We start from the raw sequence: 17,838 nt of genomic DNA, 5'->3' as shown, positions 1-17,838 counted from the left end.
GCACTTTATCAAAAATCGCAACAATTTTTTAACCTAAAAATAATCTTAAACACTCATTTTCATCCAAGTGAGGCTTAAAAATTCAACAGGAATGAGCAACGAAAAAACCATCAAATCTGCCCTGATCTCAGTATTTAGTAAAGACGGATTAGAACCCATTGTAAAAAAGCTAAATGAACAAGGTGTTACCATCTATTCCACCGGCGGCACTCAAAAATTTATTAACGATTTAGGTGTAGACGTTGTTCCTGTAGAAGATGTGACATCCTACCCGTCCATCCTAGGCGGACGTGTAAAAACATTACACCCAAAAGTATTTGGCGGGATTTTAAACAGACAAAACAATGATTCTGACGTTGCTGAATTAGCTGAATATGAGATCCCGCAAATTGATGTGGTTATTGTAGACCTGTATCCGTTTGAAAAAACCGTCGCTTCCGGTGCCGGTAATCAGGACATCATTGAAAAAATCGATATTGGCGGTATTTCTTTAATAAGAGCTGCTGCCAAAAATTATGCAGACGTGGTTTGTGTAGCTTCCGTTGATGATTATGCTGAATTTTTAGAGTTGATCACTGAGAAAAACGGCATCCTTTCCGAAGAAGACAGGAAACGTTTTGCTACTAAAGCGTTCAACGTGTCATCACATTACGATTCGGCTATCTTTAACTATTTTAATCAGGACCAGGACGTAGCCGGTTTAAAGATCAGCGAAACAAAAGGAAAAGTGTTACGCTATGGAGAGAATCCTCATCAAAGAGGATTTTTCTTTGGAAATTTTGATGAGCTATTCACCAAACTTCATGGTAAAGAATTAAGTTATAACAACCTTTTAGATGTTGATGCTGCGGTTAATTTAATGCTGGAATTTAAAAATGATGCGCCTACTTTTGCCATCTTAAAACATAATAATGCTTGTGGCTTAGCCCAACGCAACACCATTAAACAAGCATATCTTGATGCCCTGGCCGGTGACCCGGTATCTGCTTTTGGTGGTGTTTTAATCAGCAATACTGAGATTGACCTGGCAACAGCTGAAGAGATCCATAAATTATTCTGCGAAGTAGTTATAGCGCCTGTTTTTTCTTCTGACGCTTTAGAATTATTAAAAGGCAAAAAGAACAGGATATTATTGGAAATCCATGATATTGAGATGCCAAAAATGAATGTGAGAAGTTGTTTAAATGGTATTTTACTTCAAGACAGAAACAATGTTACTGATAAAGCCGAAGACCTGAAAAGCGTGACCAACATAGCGCCTACTGAAGCCCAAATTGAAGATTTGCTGTTTGCATCAAAAATCTGTAAACATACCAAATCCAACACCATCGTTTTAGCCAAAAACAAACAATTATGCGCTAGTGGAACCGGACAAACCAGTCGCGTTGATGCCTTACAACAAGCCATTCATAAAGCCAATTCGTTTAATTTCGACCTTAAAGGCGCTGCTATGGCAAGTGATGCTTTCTTTCCGTTCCCGGATTGTGTAGAGATTGCTAAAAATGCAGGTATCACTTCAGTAATTCAACCTGGGGGCTCTATAAAAGACCAGCTAAGCATTGATTATTGTAATGAGAATGATGTGGCTATGGTCATGACCGGAACACGTCATTTCAAGCATTAAAAGTATTTTCAAAAAGTCTGAAAATCGATAAAAGACGTATAAGGATTATGCGCTTAAAATTAATGGCATTTTCAGTGCTTCAATAGTGTATAGTTTTACTAACTTTTATTACATTTACAAGATTTCGATTTTTAACCCAATAAAACCACAAAAAATACATGGGCTTTTTTGACTTCCTGACCGAAGAAATTGCAATAGATCTAGGTACTGCCAATACGCTGATTATCCATAATGATAAAGTTGTTGTTGATTCACCATCCATAGTGGCCCGGGACCGGGTTACAGGGAAAATAATAGCTGTGGGGCAGGAAGCTAATTTAATGCAGGGAAAAACCCATGAGAACATAAAAACCATTCGCCCTTTAAAGGATGGGGTGATTGCGGATTTTGATGCTTCTGAACAAATGATCAGTATGTTCATCAGAAACATACCGGCCTTAAAGAAGAAGTTTTTTACACCGGCACTTAGAATGGTTATTTGTATTCCTTCCGGGATTACCGAAGTGGAAATGCGAGCAGTTAAAGAAAGTGCCGAACGTGTAAACGGAAAAGAGGTTTACCTGATTCATGAGCCTATGGCTGCTGCCATTGGTATTGGCGTTGATATCATGCAGCCAAAAGGGAACATGGTAGTTGATATAGGTGGGGGTACCACCGAAATTGCAGTCATTGCTCTGGGCGGTATTGTATGTGATAAGTCGGTTAAGATTGCAGGGGATGTTTTTACCAATGATATTGTTTACTACATGCGTACACAACACAACTTATATGTTGGTGAGCGTACGGCAGAAAAAATAAAAATTCAGATAGGTGCTGCCACTGAGGATTTAGAATTACCACCGGAAGATATGAGTGTTCAGGGACGTGACCTGCTAACCGGTAAACCTAAGCAAGTATCCATTTCATACAGAGAAATTGCCAAAGCGCTTGATAAATCCATCTTACGTATTGAAGATGCGGTTATGGAAACCTTATCTCAAACACCACCTGAATTAGCTGCCGATATTTATAACACCGGTATTTATTTGGCTGGTGGTGGTTCCATGCTACGTGGTTTGGACAAACGTTTATCTCAAAAAACAGACCTTCCGGTTTACATTGCAGAGGATCCTTTGCGTGCGGTAGTTAGAGGTACAGGTATTACACTTAAAAATTTACCTAAATACAAAAGTGTATTGATAAAATAGGAATACCTATAAAACATGCAACAGATTATTAATTTTATAATACGGAACAAAAACTTTCTGTTGTTCTTGTTGTTGTTTTTTGTTTCCATTGTTTTCACCATTCAATCACACTCCTACCACAAGAGTAAATTCATCAATTCGGCCAATTTTTTAAGCGGAGGCATTTATAACTCGGTAAATAACATCAGTGACTATTTCAATTTAAAAACTCAAAATCAGTTGCTTTCAGAAGAAAATAACCGATTGAGAGCACTTCTTTTTAATAGTAATATCAATATTGATTCCACTTTTACAGACACCCTCTCTTTTGGCAAATCCTATAAATTTTACACTGCTAATATCATTAAGAACAGTTATTCTTTAACGGACAATATTTTACTGATCAATAGAGGTAAAAAAGATAGCATTAAGCAAGATTTTGGGGTTATAACCACACAGGGTATTGTTGGTATTATTGATAAATCAAGCACAAGGTATTCAACAGTGATCTCTATTTTAAATACCACCAGTAGTATTAGCGCCGGACTGAAAAGAACCATACATTTCGGATCATTAGAATGGGATGGCAAAGACCCGCAAATAATTCAATTAATTGATGTCCCCATAAATGCCAATGTAAAAGAAGGGGATACTATTGTGACTTCCGGGCAATCCTCGATTTTCCCAAAAGGCATACCAATAGGTACTGTTCTGGATTTCAAGAATGATATTGCTGAAAACTTTTATGAGATCAATGTGAAACTCTTCAATGACATGACCAATTTAGAGCATGTTTATGTTATTGAAAATATGCATAGAGAAGAAATAAACAACCTATTGAATGAATAATAGCGTATCCGGAAATATCATACGCTTTTTAGCACTTGTACTGGTACAGGTGCTCATTTTCAATCATGTGAATTTTTTAGGGTATATAAACCCTTATATATACATTTTATTCATTGCATTTTTTCCGGTTAAAAATAACAGGGCCATTCTCATTTTTTTAAGTTTCCTGATAGGCCTGTCTATCGATATGTTTTTGGATTCCGGAGGCATTCATGCTGCCGCCAGTGTATTTGTTGCTTACATAAGGCCTGTGATCTTAAAGCCTTCCTTCGGAACCATGTATGAACATCAAAGCGTAAGGTTTAGTGCTATTGATTTCGGCTCAAAGGTAACCTATATTGCCTTCCTGGTATTTGTACATCACTTTGTTTTATTTTCTTTGGAAATTTTTAGCATTACCAAAATACTTTTAATACTTCAAAAAACGTTATTCTCTAGTATATTTACTATTTTATTAAGCGTGATAATATCAGTTATTTTCAGTAGAGACACTAAATGAGACAATTTTTACTTTTTGGTTCGGTAATTCTTGTTGGGGTTTTATTCATTTCAAGGCTGTTTTATTTGCAAATTTATTCGTCCAGCGGACATAATTTGTTTGAAGATAATGCCATAAGAAAGGTATATGACTACCCAAAAAGGGGCTTTGTCTATGACAGAAACGGCGTCCTGTTGGTTTCTAATCAACCGTCTTACGACGTTATGGTTATCCCTCGTGAAGTTGAACCACTTGACACTCTTGAGTTTTGCAGCCTTTTAAAAATTGACAAGGAACAATTCATTAAAACCTTTAACAAGGCAAGACATTATTCTCCCAGGTTACCTTCAGTTTTTGTATCCCACTTATCAAAAGAAGATTATGCCGTATTACAGGAAAAAATGCGCAAGTTTGAAGGCTTTTATATTCAGAAGCGTTCCTTACGCCATTATCAAAGGTCTATTGGCGCCAACGTTTTGGGTGATATAGGTGAAGTAAATCAGCGTACTATTGAAAAGCAACCCTATTATAAAATGGGTGACCTTATTGGCAAACAAGGTATTGAAGCATCTTATGAAAAAACCCTTAGAGGTGTAAAAGGCATCAAATTCATCCAAAAAGACCGGTTTAACAGAAATATTGGCCCATATAAAGATGGCGCATTTGATACCATACCGGAACAAGGAAAAGACGTTCACATTACCATTGATGCCAAATTACAGGAATATGGGGAGTTACTTATGCAAAATAAACGTGGAGGTGTTATTGCCATTGAGCCATCTTCGGGAGAAATATTGGCCATGGTTGCTGCTCCAACTTATGACCCTAATATTTTAGTAGGTAGAGAACGTTCTAAAAACTTTACCAAGCTTTTTAATGATACTATTGCAAAACCGCTTTTTAACAGAAGTTTACAAGGTGTTTATGAACCGGGGTCGCCTTTCAAATTAATGAATGCCCTTGTTGGTTTACAGGAAGGCGTTCTAACTCCTACCGACAAAGTCACCTGCTATGCGGGTTACAGGTATGGAAACAGGTTTATGAAATGCCATTGTTACATTGGCAGACGCAACGATATGATATCGGGTATTCAAGAATCCTGCAATGCTTATTTTGCCACGGCTTACAGGAAAATTTTAGATAAAAACAACAATGCTTCCGAAGGCATTGACCGGTGGAGTAACCATGCCAAAAGTTTTGGTCTGGGCAATTTTTTAAATAACGATTTGTACGTTGGTCAAAAAGGACGTATACCAAACCGGGAATATTACAAGCATGTTTATCCAAGGACATTTTATTCAACATATACTATCTCTAATGCCATTGGTCAAGGTGAAGTCGCCACCACCCCTATTCAATTAGCCAATATGGTGGCAGCTATAGGAAACAGAGGGTATTACTATACACCGCATATTATAAAATCTATTGAAGGCGAAGGCATACCAAAACAGTTTACCGAACGTAAATACACCACTATAGACAAAGAACATTTTGAACCCGTGATTGAAGGTATGCATCAGGTGTATAAAAGAGGAACAGCACAGTGGCTACGTATCAAAGACATAGACATTTGCGGTAAAACCGGTACAGTGGAAAACTTTGCTATAATAGATAGCGTAAAAACACAGTTAACAGACCATTCTATTTTTGTGGCGTTTGCACCAAAAGAAAACCCTAAAATTGCTATTGCAGTTTTTGTTGAAAATGGGTATTGGGGAAGCCGCTTTGCAGGTAAAGTTGCCAGTTTAATGATTGAAAAGCACATTAAAGGCTATACCACCCGGAAAGATATGGAAGATTGGTTATTAAGACATACACTTGAAAATGAGTATGCCAAACCCTATTCCGGAGAACCCTTTAAGATCAATGGAGAAACCGCATTTCAGCTGGTTGATGACATTGAATACAAGCGATTGAAAAAACACTTAAAACAAATTGAAAGTCAGAATTAATGGTTAGAGAAACTAACAGGTATTTTAAATTCGATTGGATAACCATCATTCTCTTTTTGTTGTTGGTTGGATTCGGTTGGTTAAATATTGTATCGGCTTCTCATACCGGCGAAACCATGAACTATTTTGATTTTTCACAATCCTATGGCAAACAACTTATTTTTATTTTCTTAACCTTCGGGCTTATTGTTATCCTATTAGGCATTGATGCTAAATTTTACGAACGGTTTTCCAGTATTATCTACATTATATCCATGCTGTCTTTAGTAGGGCTTTTTCTCTTTGGAAAGAATGTAAATGGCGCCACTTCCTGGTACGCCTTCGGGAGTTTTACCATTCAACCCAGTGAGTTTGCAAAAGCTGCTACGGCCCTGGCTGTTGCAAAGCATATCAGCGATTTAAACACTAATATTAACAACCTTAAGGACCAGATAAAAGCCTTTGTGATCATTATACTTCCGGCACTTTTGGTATTACTTCAAAATGATACCGGAAGCACTGTTGTATATGGTGCTTTCTTCTTTGTTCTTTACAGGGAAGGTCTGCCTAAAATTTATTTATACATTGGTTTATTTATTGTGCTTATCTCCATTTTAGCATTAAAATTTGGCGCGCCAATTATAGCCGTCGTTGTCGCTATTATCAGCCTGACAATGTATTTCTTAAATAAAAAGAAGAACCCTTTATTACAATCCCTGTTTATTATTTTGGCCAGCACTGCCTTATGCTTCGGAGTAAAATTCTTTTATGAATCTATCTTAAAACCACACCAGCAAGACCGTATAAGTTTGTGGTTACGATTGGAAAAAGACCCTGTTAAGCTGGAGCAAATGAAAAAGACCTTTGCTTATAATTTAAATGAATCTGAAAAAGCCATTAGCTCAGGAGGTTTTAGCGGTAAAGGCTTTATGGAAGGCACCAGGACCACCGGGAAATTTGTACCGGAACAACACACCGATTACATTTTCAGTACCGTTGGCGAAGAATGGGGCTTCTTAGGCTGCACATTTGTCGTGGTTTTATTTGTTTTACTTTTACTAAGAATACTGCATTTAGCCGAACTACAAAAATCACAATTTAGCAGGGTTTACGGTTATGGGGTGGCTTCCATTATCTTTATACATTTCTTAATAAACATTGGCATGGTGATGGGATTGATCCCAACCATCGGTATTCCACTGCCCATGTTTAGTTATGGTGGGTCCGGTTTATGGGCATTTACCATTTTAATCTTTATTTTTATAAAGTTAGATTCTAACCGAATCAATGAATGGTAGCCAATAATTGGCATTTAATTATATCACTCCTATGAAAAAACTGGTTTTATTGGTCCTTTCTACCCTTTTGATCGTTGCATGCTCTGCCACAAAAAACATTTCTAAAGGCCGTTTTTCCAAATCTGAAATTGATTTAATTTCAACAGCCGATGCTTTAGCGCCCATGCGGGTTTATAAGATCACCAATAGAAGCGATTCATTGGTATTGCGAACGCAAAGCAGTTATATTAAACCGGATCCAAATGATAAAATCCAGCAAAGGTTTATAAAACGCCTTTATGCTACGGTTAGAGACAGTATGTCTTTGGGTGTTGGTATTGCAGCACCTCAAGTAGGTATTTTAAAGAATATTATTTGGGTACAGCGCTTTGATAAGGAGAACTTTCCGTTTGAAGTGTATTTAAATCCGAAAATCACAGCGTACTCTGATAAAAAACAAACGGTCAGAGAAGGTTGTCTGTCAATTCCTAACAGAACTGACACTTTAAATACCAGATCTTATACCATTAAAATTGAATACGACACCGCCAATGCCGAACATAAAATCGAAACTGTGGAAGGGTTTACGTCAGTAATTTTCCAGCATGAAATAGACCATTTAAATGGTATTTTGTATTTGGATCATTTGGAAAAAGAGATTCGCGATGCTAAAAAAAGTAAGTAAGTTTACTTTTTCAACTCTAACTTTTCGGCAAAATAATCACAAAAGTCTTTCATGGTAGCAGTCATTTTTTCATCCTGAGTCGCCCTGTTAAAGGTATCACTCATAGCTACCAGGGTTTGATGAAAAAACACTTTCATCTCATCAACAGGCATGTCCTTGGTCCATAGATCGATGCGCAATGATTCCTGTGCTTTAGAATCCCAAACACTTAACATCATCGCTTTAGATTCTTCATTGGTTATACCGCCGTCTTCTGCAGACCAATATAGCTTTTCAGGCACCCTGTTTTCATCTAATTCAACTTGCAATTCAATTTTAGAGGTATGTGTTTTAGGCATTATTTCTTCGGTTTAAACTTAGTGTTATTAAAAATGTCTTCGGCACTGGTTATTAACATCTTTTTCAGAGGCACATCATTTTGATCCATATAAGCTCTTACTATTTTCCAACCAATATATTGGCCCAATCTCCCGGGAGAATCGGCATCAATGTCCTCTAAATAAAATTTGGTAAACGGCGCCGGGTTTATAAATCGGCTGGGTAATTTGGAATCGGTGCTAAAAAGTAATTCACGTTCCACAAAATAACGCCAGATATCACTTTCATTGGCATGGGCCCAATCCAGTTCTTCCTGAGAATAACCAATACGTTGTGCTTCTGTTTTAAAGGGAATTACCAAATCTTTAAAATAAAGTTGTTTTCCGAAATAGATCATTTCATCCAACAAGGTTTTATTCTGAGTTTGGAAACTATATTTTTTGGCATATTCTGTGGCTAAATCAACTACCACTTGCTCTTTTTCAAAATTGGCAGTAATAAATTTTGGAATATTAGCGTAAAAATCATGGTTGCTCCCCAAATAATTATCCAAGGCAATAATGACAATGGTATCGGTTACAATAATCTTATTCCTGTAATCTACATCACTGGTAGTGGTGATTACTCTTGGCGGATTAAACGCCTCAAAATAATATTTTATATGATTGAACAACGACTCTATTTCGGCTTCTGTTTCATTAAAACCCCGGAAGGTTTTATCAACTTCACCAAACAACATTTGCTGTAACGTATCGGTTACTTTAGCTAACCAAAAAGAATCCTTAAATTTTTCAGAAAACATGAACGGGTAGGCTTTCTTTAATTCAGGCAGACCATTGGCATCAGTCTTTGCAAATAATTGGTCAAATCTTTCTACCTCAATATCTATATTTATTTGGGCTATTTCTTTTTCAAGTTTCGTGTCCTTTTTACAGGAAACAATCACTACAATGAGCAATAAAATCAATAAAAGGTTCCGCATATAAAACTTAAACGACATAAATTTTTATTAATTGAGTCTTTCGTTTATTTTTGTTTGCAAAGGTACTATTCTTAGAATTAAATTCATTTAATATGCAAACAGAAAAAGTTGTTGATCATATTGTTAATTGGCTAAAGGATTACGCTACTAATGCCGGTGTAAATGGTTTTGTTGTCGGGGTTTCGGGTGGTATAGATTCTGCAGTAACCTCCACCTTATGCGCTAAAACAGGCCTAAATGTTTTAGTAGTTGAAATGCCTATCCACCAGGCCAAAAGCCATGTAACAAGAGCACAGGAACATATGGCACAACTCAAGAAAAGGTTTGATAATGTAAGTGATACGCGTGCTGATCTAACACCTGTTTTTGAAGAATTTAAAACCGAAGTCTTTCTGGACGGTGATCAAGCCACTATAGATATGGCTTTAGCTAATACCCGGGCGCGCTTGCGTATGACTACACTTTACTACTACGCCGGCCTCTATAAACTTTTGGTTGCCGGCACGGGAAATAAAGTTGAAGATTTTGGTGTTGGTTTTTTTACCAAATATGGTGATGGAGGCGTAGATTTAAGCCCTATAGCCGATTTATTAAAATCTGAAGTGTATCAAATAGGTGAATTTCTAGAAGTACCGAAATCTATTATGGAAGCGGCCCCCAGTGATGGACTATTTGGGGATGCCAGAAGTGACGAAGATCAAATTGGAGCGTCATACCCGGAACTTGAATGGGCTATGAAAATGGATGCTGAAGGAAAAACAATAGACGATTTTAAAGACAGAGAACAAACTGTTTTCAAAATCTATAAACGATTCAATATCAATAACAAACATAAAATGATTCCCATCCCTGTTTGCAATATTCCTAAAAATTTCAAGTAACTGTTGCAAAATATTCAGGAAACCATTACTTTTACAGTTGCATATTCTCTCAACTATAATTATCTCTCAAAAAATAATTATGCAAAACAACCAAAATTATGATAAATTTATTAATAGCCGACAACCACCCTATTACTAGGAAAGGGCTAGAGGTGCTTTTCTCTGCTTCCCCTAACATAAAAGTTGTAGGAAGTGTTGATGATGGCGATGCCATCTTAGACTTTTTAAAGAAAAACAAGGTAGATATTATTCTTACCGAAGCTGATTTCCCAAAACTTAACGGTTTAACATTGTTGCGTCATTTAAAAAATGACCATCCTGATGTTAAAACGATTATTTTTAGCGGACAACCGGAAGAAGTTTATGCCATTAATGCCATTAAAGCCGGTGCAGCAGGTTACATTTCAAAAACCGTTAATGTGATTACCATAAGCGAAGCCATCAATAAGGTACACGATGGTGGCATTCATTTGAGTAATGAATTAACGCAACAATTGGCATTTGGAAACCGTGTTGGGAAAAGCAGTGGTACTTTTTATAAAAAGCTTTCTACCAGAGAAGCCGAAGTACTTAAACTTTTAACCATTGGTAGAAAAAACAAAGAAATTTCCAAAGAGCTTGATATCAACGAAAAAACCGTTAGCACTTACAAAGCACGCTTAATGCGTAAACTTAAAGTTACTAATCTGGTAGATTTAGTAAATCAGGCAAAACTGGCAGATCAGTTATAATACTCTGTTAAGTTTTCTGGACAATAGCATTTTTAAGCCTGAGTAGTCTTTGACTTCTTCAAGAACATTCTTATTTACATCATTGGTGTTTTGTAATGTCTCTTGCTGATACTCTTTTACCTTTTGGTCTATTAAAAAGCAGCGCAGGCTTAAAATGGTTTCACTGACTAATTGCGCCACCGTATTCAACTTTTCTTTAGGATAGATATTCATTCTGTTCCAATCGTCTAATGTATAACGTTCATCTTCCATTAAGATGGTAGTGATCTCATTGGCGGTATCCTGATCTACGGAATGAATAAACATTTTAAGGTCAAAATCGGGGTTCTGATTTAAAGCATCTATAATCGTGTAATACAAGGTTTTAAATTGCTCATTTGAAAACTGCATCTCGTCGTCCTGAAGGTCTAAAAATATCTTTTCAAATACTTTAGCCTGCTGAATAACAGGTTCTAAAATTAAATCGCCCTGGTCATTTTCCTTTAAAACCAGATCTTCAAAATCTTCTGTTTTATTCCCATATAACAATAAAATCTCAATGATCTTTCGTTCCAGGACGTATTGAACATCTACTTTTTTTACCGGTTGCTGATGTTTGATGACCTCAAAAGCTTTTTGTTCTTTCTTAAATTGTTTATTCTGCTCCTGAAAGTCTTTTTTATTCATTTGAGCCAGCGTACTAAAAAGGACTTCTTCGCTTATATCCATGATCCTGGCACACTCCTGAATATAAATTTCCTTTTTAATTCTATCAGGTATTTTAGAAATACTATTCACAATATCCCTAACCGTTTCCGCTTTTTTTATGGGATCACCTTTAGAGTCTTCAAATAAAACCGATGCTTTAAACTGAATGAAATCCTTAGCATTTTCTTCCAGGTACAATGATAGTTCTTCCAGCGTATTCTGTTTTGCAAAACTATCCGGGTCTTCGCCTTCCGGAAAACTACATACTTTTACATTCATACCTTGCTCCAGGATAAGATCAATGCCACGAAGCGAAGCACGCATCCCAGCGGCATCCCCATCAAAAAGTACCGTAATATTCTTAGTCAGCCTGTTTATAAGCCTTATCTGCTCTGAAGTTAATGCTGTTCCCGAAGATGACACCACATTCTTAATTCCGGTCTGATGAAACTGGATCACATCAGTGTAACCTTCCACCAAAAAACAATTGTCTTCTTTGGCAATACTTTGTTTCGCATTGTAGATCCCATACAACACTTTACTTTTATGGTAAATATCACTCTCCGGAGAATTAAGGTATTTAGCCGCTTTTTTATCGTTCACTAAAATACGGCCGCCAAATCCTAACACCCGGCCGCTCATGCTTTTTATAGGGAACATCACACGCCCTTTAAACCGGTCAAAGCGTTTCTCTTCTTTTACAATAGTAAGTCCTGTTTTCTCTAAAAATTCCAACTGATAGCCTTTCTTTAAAGCTTCATCCGTAAAGGCTTGCCAATCATCCAGGGAATACCCTAAATCGAATTTTTTAACGGTCTCCTCAGTAAAGCCACGCTCTTTAAAATAACTAAGCCCAATAGATTTTCCCTGGTCTGTTTTATGAAGTATTTTTTGAAAGTACTCATTGGCAAACTCACTTACCAAATACAGGCTCTCACGTTCATTAGCCGCTTCTTTTTGTTCATTGGTCTGCTGGGTTTCTTCAATTTCAATGTTGTACTTTTTAGCCAGGTATTTAATGGCTTCCGGATAGGTAAAATGTTCGTGTTCCATTAAAAACGCCACTACATTACCACCTTTACCGGTACTGAAATCTTTCCATATCTGCTTAACGGGCGACACCATAAAACTGGGGGTTCGCTCATCGCTAAAGGGACTTAAACCCTTGAAATTACTACCCGCTTTTTTAAGGTTTACAAAATCACCAATGACCTCCTCTACCCTGGCGGTTTCAAAAACTTGGTCTATGGATGATTGTGCTATCAAAACTTTCTGTCATTCCTGAGAAAGCAGGAATCCACTTTTAGATAATAATTGGACTTTGTAAATGTAATATTAATGAATTGATTTTAGAAATTAAAGCCTACCGGAAATTTGCCCTGTACGAAAAATTGGCTAACTTCGTTCGCCTGTGCCGAACCTTAAACTGAATTCATTTTCAGTATGGTTTCAGTTCTCCATAGCTATAAACTATACAACTGTTTGGATATAACTGGTTGTATAATGGCTGGTAAAATCTAATAAACCCCAATACAGGTGATGAATTTAGAAAACTTAGAATTAAAAAAACTCAACAAAAATGGTTTAAAAACTCTGGTTGGCTGGGCAAAAAAAGAAGGATGGAATCCTGGTGAACATGATTTCGATGTGTTTTGGAAAACCGATCCGGATGGTTATTACGGATTTTACTCTGAAAATGAATTAATTGCCGGAGGCGCCGTAATCTCTTATAATCAGGAATTCGGATTTATGGGATTATTTATTGTTCATCCGGATTTCCGGGGTCAGGGCATTGGAAAAAAACTGTGGTATTTAAGACGGGATCTTCTGCTTGGAAGGCTTAAGGATGGTGCAGCTATCGGTATGGATGGTGTAGTTGACATGCAACCTTTTTACGAAAAAGGCGGTTTTAATATAGCTTTTAGAGATGAAAGATATGAGTGTGTCGGTCAAAAAACATCTGTTAGCAGTGCAGTATCTACTATTGAGGCAGAAGATTTTGGAAAATTGGCTGATTATGATCTGGAATGCTTTGGTTATAAGCGGGAGGCATTTTTAAAGCACTGGCTAATGCTCCCTGATAGCAAATCTTACAAATTTTCAGAAAATAATGAGATCAAAGGTTTTGCGGTTATCCGGAAAGTTAACTCCGGATTTAAGATAGGACCTTTATTTGCAGATCATGATGCCATTGCTGAAGCATTATATAAAGCCTGCCTAAATTCAGCTATAGGAGCATCTGTGTATCTTGATATTCCGGTAATAAATAAAGGCGCCATGGATTTAGTGAAGACATATAACGCTAAATATGTTTTTGAATGCGCCAGAATGTACTATGGAAAGCCCCCTAAAACAGCTATTGATAAGGTATATGGGATAACGACGTTTGAATTGGGGTAAAACTCATATAAAGCCAACTAAAACGACTTTCAGACCAACGTAAAAAGCCTCCTTCATCAGGAAGCTTTTTTTGACTAACTCAAAACTATAGTTTAATCCATATCAAACCGGACACCAATCGATATGTTGTTTTGGTCTACTAACTGGTCTTTAAAAATGGGTGACAGATCGTATTTAACATAAAGGGCCGTACCACCAAACGCTACATAGCCACTTAAACCATACACCAGATCTGAGGTGTTCAATCCACGTTTTCTTTTGTCCTTTATACGTTCGCCATCCACGGTATATTTTAGTTTTTGACGGGTTCCAATATTAAAACCGGCATAGCCACCCAATCCTAACTTAAATTGCCTATCGGTTGAATATCTGAAATAGGTTTCTTTATCAATCTTTTTTGAAGGCCCAAATTCAAGATGCATTGGAAACACCAAATTGGTGATGGACAGTTTTGATTTTTTAAGGTCCTGTGGAAATGCTTCTAATACAGTTTGACCACCCTGATTTACAAAATACATGTTATCGGTTGGTTTTAATCCATTTATTTGAAACGAGTAGCCGTATTTAAATCTTAAAAAATTGGTTTCCTTAAACACACGGGTTTTCCAGGCCCATCCGATTTCAAAAAAGCGGGAACCACCAAACTTATACGGCGAATCGTCCAAACTTTGGCCTTCTATAATGGCATTGTTCAATCCAAAGGCCAATACCATGTCGCTGGATGTGCGTCGGTCATACTTTTTAGGCTTCTTCTTCCCATTAATCTTAATACCGGCAAAGGTGCCATCTTCACCACCAATGGAGAGACCTACTTTTGACAGTTCTTCATCATCTCCGGGTTTATAGCCGGCTTCATTACGTTCTAAAAGCGCAATTTTATTATTGATAATGGCTATCCGGTTTTCAATGTTCAACGCTCTTTTTTTAGCAGCTTCTTTCTTTAAAGCATCAGCTTCAACATTAGTGATTTCACCGTTTTCCAGTCTAATATTAATAGCCTCTACTTCAGCTTTTAAAAATTCCCGCTCCTCTGCTTTGATTTGTTCTTTAAGGTCTTTCAACGTTTCTATTTTGTCTCTGTTTACCTGAGGAATGGAGTCTTGTGCATTGATGAATTGCACGATTAAACATAGCACTACCAGTGCCAAATACTTTGTAATAGTTTGCATAACTGTTCGTTATTTGATTGATGAATGATATTTAACTAATCGTTACGACTGGCAACTGCAGATTTAACCGTACCGTAACTTGCCTTTAGCGCTTCAAAAACTTTGGTTCTGAAAGACCTGTCCAGATCAGCTTCAACGTCTTGAAGCAATGCGTTGGCATCAACAATGCCAGTGCTTTCATCGTAAAGTTTTTTTAAGGCAATTTCTTTTTGTGCCTGTTGTAACAAGGCTTCAATTTCGGCATCCGTTACATGGCTTTTATGTTCTTTTAACTCCTGAACCTGAGCTACAACCTGCTGTATTTTTTGCTCTTCAAAGGTTAACTCTTTTTTTAAGACTTCTGTTGGTTCTGTAATAGTTTCCGGTTCTTTTGGTGCTCCTGTATTTTTAGCCACCATTATGGGGGTTTCTTTTAAAATCGGTGTGTTTTTTTGCTTTGGTGTTTCTTTTTCAACCTTTGTTTTCACTGTTCTTTTCTGTGTAGAAACTAGAACTTCCGGGGGGTGTTGTATTTCAGGTACAACCTCCGCCTCCTGTTCTTTCAATTCAACATCTTCAATCACGTCCTGCATTTCAACAACCTGAGGTTCAACAACCGCTTCTGTTCCATGATTTGAAAATTGCGAAATCACAAACAATATCCCCACAATACCGGCGGCTATGCCATACCACCAGTACACATTTTTGTACTTCTTTTTTTCATCTGCTTCCAAACGCTCAGATAATGCATCCCAGGCATTGGCAGATGGATGCAACCTTCTTTTTTCAAGCTTGTCTTTGATATGTTCGTCAAATTTAATTGGTGCCATAGCTTGTTATTTTATTTGATTCTTTAATTCGTTCCTGCAACATTTTTCGGGCCTTAAATAATTGCGACTTTGACGTGCCTTCACTAATGTTGAGCATTTCAGCAATTTCATGGTGTTTATAACCTTCAATTGCATACATTACAAATACCATTTTATAACCTTCGGGAAGCGCATCAATATATTGTTGTATTTCAGCAACTTCCATATCGCTATTAATATTATTGGTATGCTCATCACTTATTTTAAGGTCGTCTTCATCTACTGTAAATTCTACCTGTTTTTGCCGCCTTAAAAATGAAATGGATTCACGTACCATAATGCGTCTTATCCAACCTTCAAAACTCCCCGCTGCTTTAAAGTTCCTTAGATTTGAAAACACTTTGAAAAATCCGTTAAGCATGGCCTCTTCGGCTTGTTGCAAATCCTTTATATAATATCTGCATACACTTAACATTTTTGGAGCGTACAACTCAAACAATACATGCTGCGCTTCACGATTGTTTTTAATGGCTCTTTTAATAAGTGCCGATTCATTTTTATGGAGTTGTATAACTTTCAAAAAAGGGTTCATTTGGCTTTCTATTTATACAGACACAAATTTTATGCAAATGGTTGCCTGAAGGTAAAAAAAATAAACCGGTATATTTTCAAAGCGCACTAAACCGTTATTATCTTCAGAATCAAAACGCTTACAAATTTAGATTAAAGCAGTTAAACGAATAGTTATAGGTTTGAACCTTAAATAACAAGGAGGTTAAAATAAATGCACTACATTTATTTACATATTTACCAACCGATTCATTCAACATGAGCTCTGAATTAATATTGAATTTTACCCCAACAGGGATGATCCCTACAAAAGAAATGACACCGCATGTCCCTGTAAGTGTCTCGGAAATTGTAGAAGATGTCCACAAAGCTTCCGAAATTGGAATTACCATGGTCCATTTACACGCCAGAGACCCCATTTCCGGCGCACCCACTTATAACAGGGAAATATATGCTGAAATCATAGCGGGTATTCGACAATATGTACCGGAATTAGTGCTATGTGTGTCATTAAGCGGCCGAAATTTTGTGGAACTGGAACAGCGTAGCGATCCATTATTGTTAAAAGATGAACTAAAACCTGATATGGGAAGTTTAACACTTAGTTCATTAAACTTTAATAAAGTGGCAAGTATGAATGCTCCTGACATGATAGCGGATCTTGCAAAAATGATGAAAACACATGGTATTGTTCCGGAACTTGAGGCATTCGATATTGGCATGATCAATTATGCAAAATATCTTATTAGAAAGGAATTAATAAGCCCTCCTTATTATTTCAATCTGTTGTTTGGCAATATAGCCTGCTCGCAAGCCAATCTTTTGCATACCGGAGTAATGATAAATGATCTACCCGAAAATGCCTTATGGAGTTTAGCCGGTATTGGCAATGCGCAACTTAAAATGAATTCATTGTCTATTGCCATTGGTGGTGGTGTTAGGGTAGGAATTGAAGATAATATCTGGTATGACACGTCCAGAACAAAGTTAGCTACCAACACAGAATTAATTCAACGTATCCATACAATAGCCAAAGCTAACGGTCGGGAAATAATGACCCCAAAAACGTTTCGGGCCGTTATGAATTTAGAGCCTGGAAATGGCAAATACGGACGTATTTACAGTTAACCCTAGTAGGAAGCCTTTTATGAACCTCAAAACATCAGGTCGTGACAAAATAATACTCATAAAGACTATTGGCTCTCTTTACTAAATCATTCTTAACAAGTCATCCATTTTCGAAAATGTTTTGGTTGCCAGTGTTTTTAGTTCATCTTTATAATCGTGTTCCGTATAACCAAA

General features: G+C 37.0%; 17 protein-coding genes. 11 read left to right on the top strand and 6 right to left on the bottom strand.

What is annotated here, in order from left to right; genetic code table 11:
* The first annotated feature begins 91 nt into the window (after nt 1-91).
* The 7 genes from purH to def all read left to right on the top strand — a co-directional run bounded on the left by purH (nt 92) and on the right by def (nt 8,010).
* Complete coding sequence (gene purH / locus Q0983_RS11870; RefSeq protein ID WP_299553294.1) at nt 92-1,624, top strand: bifunctional phosphoribosylaminoimidazolecarboxamide formyltransferase/IMP cyclohydrolase; 1,533 nt, start codon at nt 92-94, stop codon at nt 1,622-1,624.
* A gap of 158 nt (nt 1,625-1,782) precedes the next feature.
* Nucleotides 1,783-2,811, top strand: a complete 1,029-nt coding sequence (locus tag Q0983_RS11865; RefSeq protein ID WP_299553291.1) for a rod shape-determining protein — start codon at nt 1,783-1,785, stop codon at nt 2,809-2,811.
* 15 nt (nt 2,812-2,826) lie between these two features.
* A complete protein-coding gene (gene mreC, locus Q0983_RS11860) occupies nt 2,827-3,639 on the top strand; it encodes a rod shape-determining protein MreC (protein WP_299553288.1) in 813 nt (270 codons plus the stop codon).
* On the top strand, nt 3,632-4,138 hold the full coding sequence (gene mreD, locus Q0983_RS11855) for a rod shape-determining protein MreD (protein WP_299553285.1): 507 nt from the start codon (nt 3,632-3,634) through the stop codon (nt 4,136-4,138). The genes mreC and mreD overlap by 8 nt, the downstream gene beginning before the upstream one ends.
* Nucleotides 4,135-6,069 (top strand): penicillin-binding protein 2, encoded by a 1,935-nt coding sequence (gene mrdA, locus Q0983_RS11850; RefSeq protein WP_299553282.1) that lies wholly within the window; start codon nt 4,135-4,137, stop codon nt 6,067-6,069. Before mreD ends, mrdA begins: the two co-directional genes overlap by 4 nt.
* A complete protein-coding gene (rodA, locus tag Q0983_RS11845) occupies nt 6,069-7,346 on the top strand; it encodes a rod shape-determining protein RodA (RefSeq protein ID WP_299553279.1) in 1,278 nt (425 codons plus the stop codon). Before mrdA ends, rodA begins: the two co-directional genes overlap by 1 nt.
* Nucleotides 7,347-7,377: 31 nt before the next feature.
* The gene (gene def, locus Q0983_RS11840; RefSeq protein WP_299553276.1) at nt 7,378-8,010 is read left to right on the top strand and encodes a peptide deformylase; all 633 of its coding nucleotides are present in this window, start codon (nt 7,378-7,380) and stop codon (nt 8,008-8,010) included.
* Between the two features lie 2 nt (nt 8,011-8,012).
* Here def and gldC read toward each other — a convergent pair whose 3' ends face one another.
* Entirely contained in the window at nt 8,013-8,348 is a 336-nt protein-coding gene (gldC, locus tag Q0983_RS11835; RefSeq protein ID WP_299553273.1) for a gliding motility protein GldC, read from the bottom strand.
* Nucleotides 8,348-9,328, bottom strand: coding sequence for a gliding motility lipoprotein GldB (gldB, locus tag Q0983_RS11830; protein ID WP_299553270.1), 981 nt, complete (start codon nt 9,326-9,328; stop codon nt 8,348-8,350). Before gldB ends, gldC begins: the two co-directional genes overlap by 1 nt.
* 74 nt (nt 9,329-9,402) lie before the next feature.
* On the opposite strand from gldB, the gene nadE reads away from it, so the two are divergent.
* On the top strand, nt 9,403-10,191 hold the full coding sequence (nadE, locus tag Q0983_RS11825) for an NAD(+) synthase (protein WP_299553267.1): 789 nt from the start codon (nt 9,403-9,405) through the stop codon (nt 10,189-10,191).
* Nucleotides 10,192-10,289: 98 nt separating this feature from the next.
* Nucleotides 10,290-10,922 (top strand): response regulator transcription factor, encoded by a 633-nt coding sequence (locus Q0983_RS11820; protein ID WP_299553264.1) that lies wholly within the window; start codon nt 10,290-10,292, stop codon nt 10,920-10,922.
* On the opposite strand, the gene dnaG is transcribed toward Q0983_RS11820, so the two are convergent.
* The gene (gene dnaG, locus Q0983_RS11815; protein ID WP_299553261.1) at nt 10,917-12,875 is read right to left on the bottom strand and encodes a DNA primase; all 1,959 of its coding nucleotides are present in this window, start codon (nt 12,873-12,875) and stop codon (nt 10,917-10,919) included. The two genes, Q0983_RS11820 and dnaG, sit on opposite strands and share 6 nt — an antisense overlap.
* Before the next feature lie 273 nt (nt 12,876-13,148).
* Between dnaG and Q0983_RS11810 the strand changes: the two genes are divergently transcribed.
* A complete protein-coding gene (locus Q0983_RS11810) occupies nt 13,149-14,009 on the top strand; it encodes a GNAT family N-acetyltransferase (RefSeq protein ID WP_299553325.1) in 861 nt (286 codons plus the stop codon).
* 92 nt (nt 14,010-14,101) lie between these two features.
* Here the strand turns inward: Q0983_RS11810 and Q0983_RS11805 are convergent, their stop codons facing one another.
* The 3 genes from Q0983_RS11805 to Q0983_RS11795 are packed head-to-tail and all read right to left on the bottom strand — an operon-like array spanning nt 14,102 to nt 16,558.
* Nucleotides 14,102-15,178 carry a hypothetical protein gene (locus Q0983_RS11805; RefSeq protein WP_299553259.1) on the bottom strand — a complete coding sequence of 359 codons (1,077 nt, stop codon included), beginning with the start codon at nt 15,176-15,178 and terminating at the stop codon, nt 14,102-14,104.
* Between the two features lie 35 nt (nt 15,179-15,213).
* Nucleotides 15,214-15,987, bottom strand: coding sequence for a hypothetical protein (locus tag Q0983_RS11800; protein WP_299553256.1), 774 nt, complete (start codon nt 15,985-15,987; stop codon nt 15,214-15,216).
* Nucleotides 15,974-16,558: an RNA polymerase sigma factor gene (locus Q0983_RS11795; RefSeq protein ID WP_299553253.1), complete on the bottom strand. Its 585-nt coding sequence runs from the start codon at nt 16,556-16,558 to the stop codon at nt 15,974-15,976. Before Q0983_RS11795 ends, Q0983_RS11800 begins: the two co-directional genes overlap by 14 nt.
* A 236-nt stretch (nt 16,559-16,794) precedes the next feature.
* On the opposite strand from Q0983_RS11795, the gene Q0983_RS11790 reads away from it, so the two are divergent.
* Nucleotides 16,795-17,664 carry a 3-keto-5-aminohexanoate cleavage protein gene (locus Q0983_RS11790; protein ID WP_299553250.1) on the top strand — a complete coding sequence of 290 codons (870 nt, stop codon included), beginning with the start codon at nt 16,795-16,797 and terminating at the stop codon, nt 17,662-17,664.
* Nucleotides 17,665-17,838 lie beyond the last annotated feature (174 nt).

Origin of the sequence: Seonamhaeicola sp. (assembly GCF_028281565.1) — a bacterium.
In the GTDB taxonomy this organism is placed as follows: domain Bacteria; phylum Bacteroidota; class Bacteroidia; order Flavobacteriales; family Flavobacteriaceae; genus Seonamhaeicola.
This window is presented reverse-complemented; position numbering and strand designations above follow the sequence as displayed.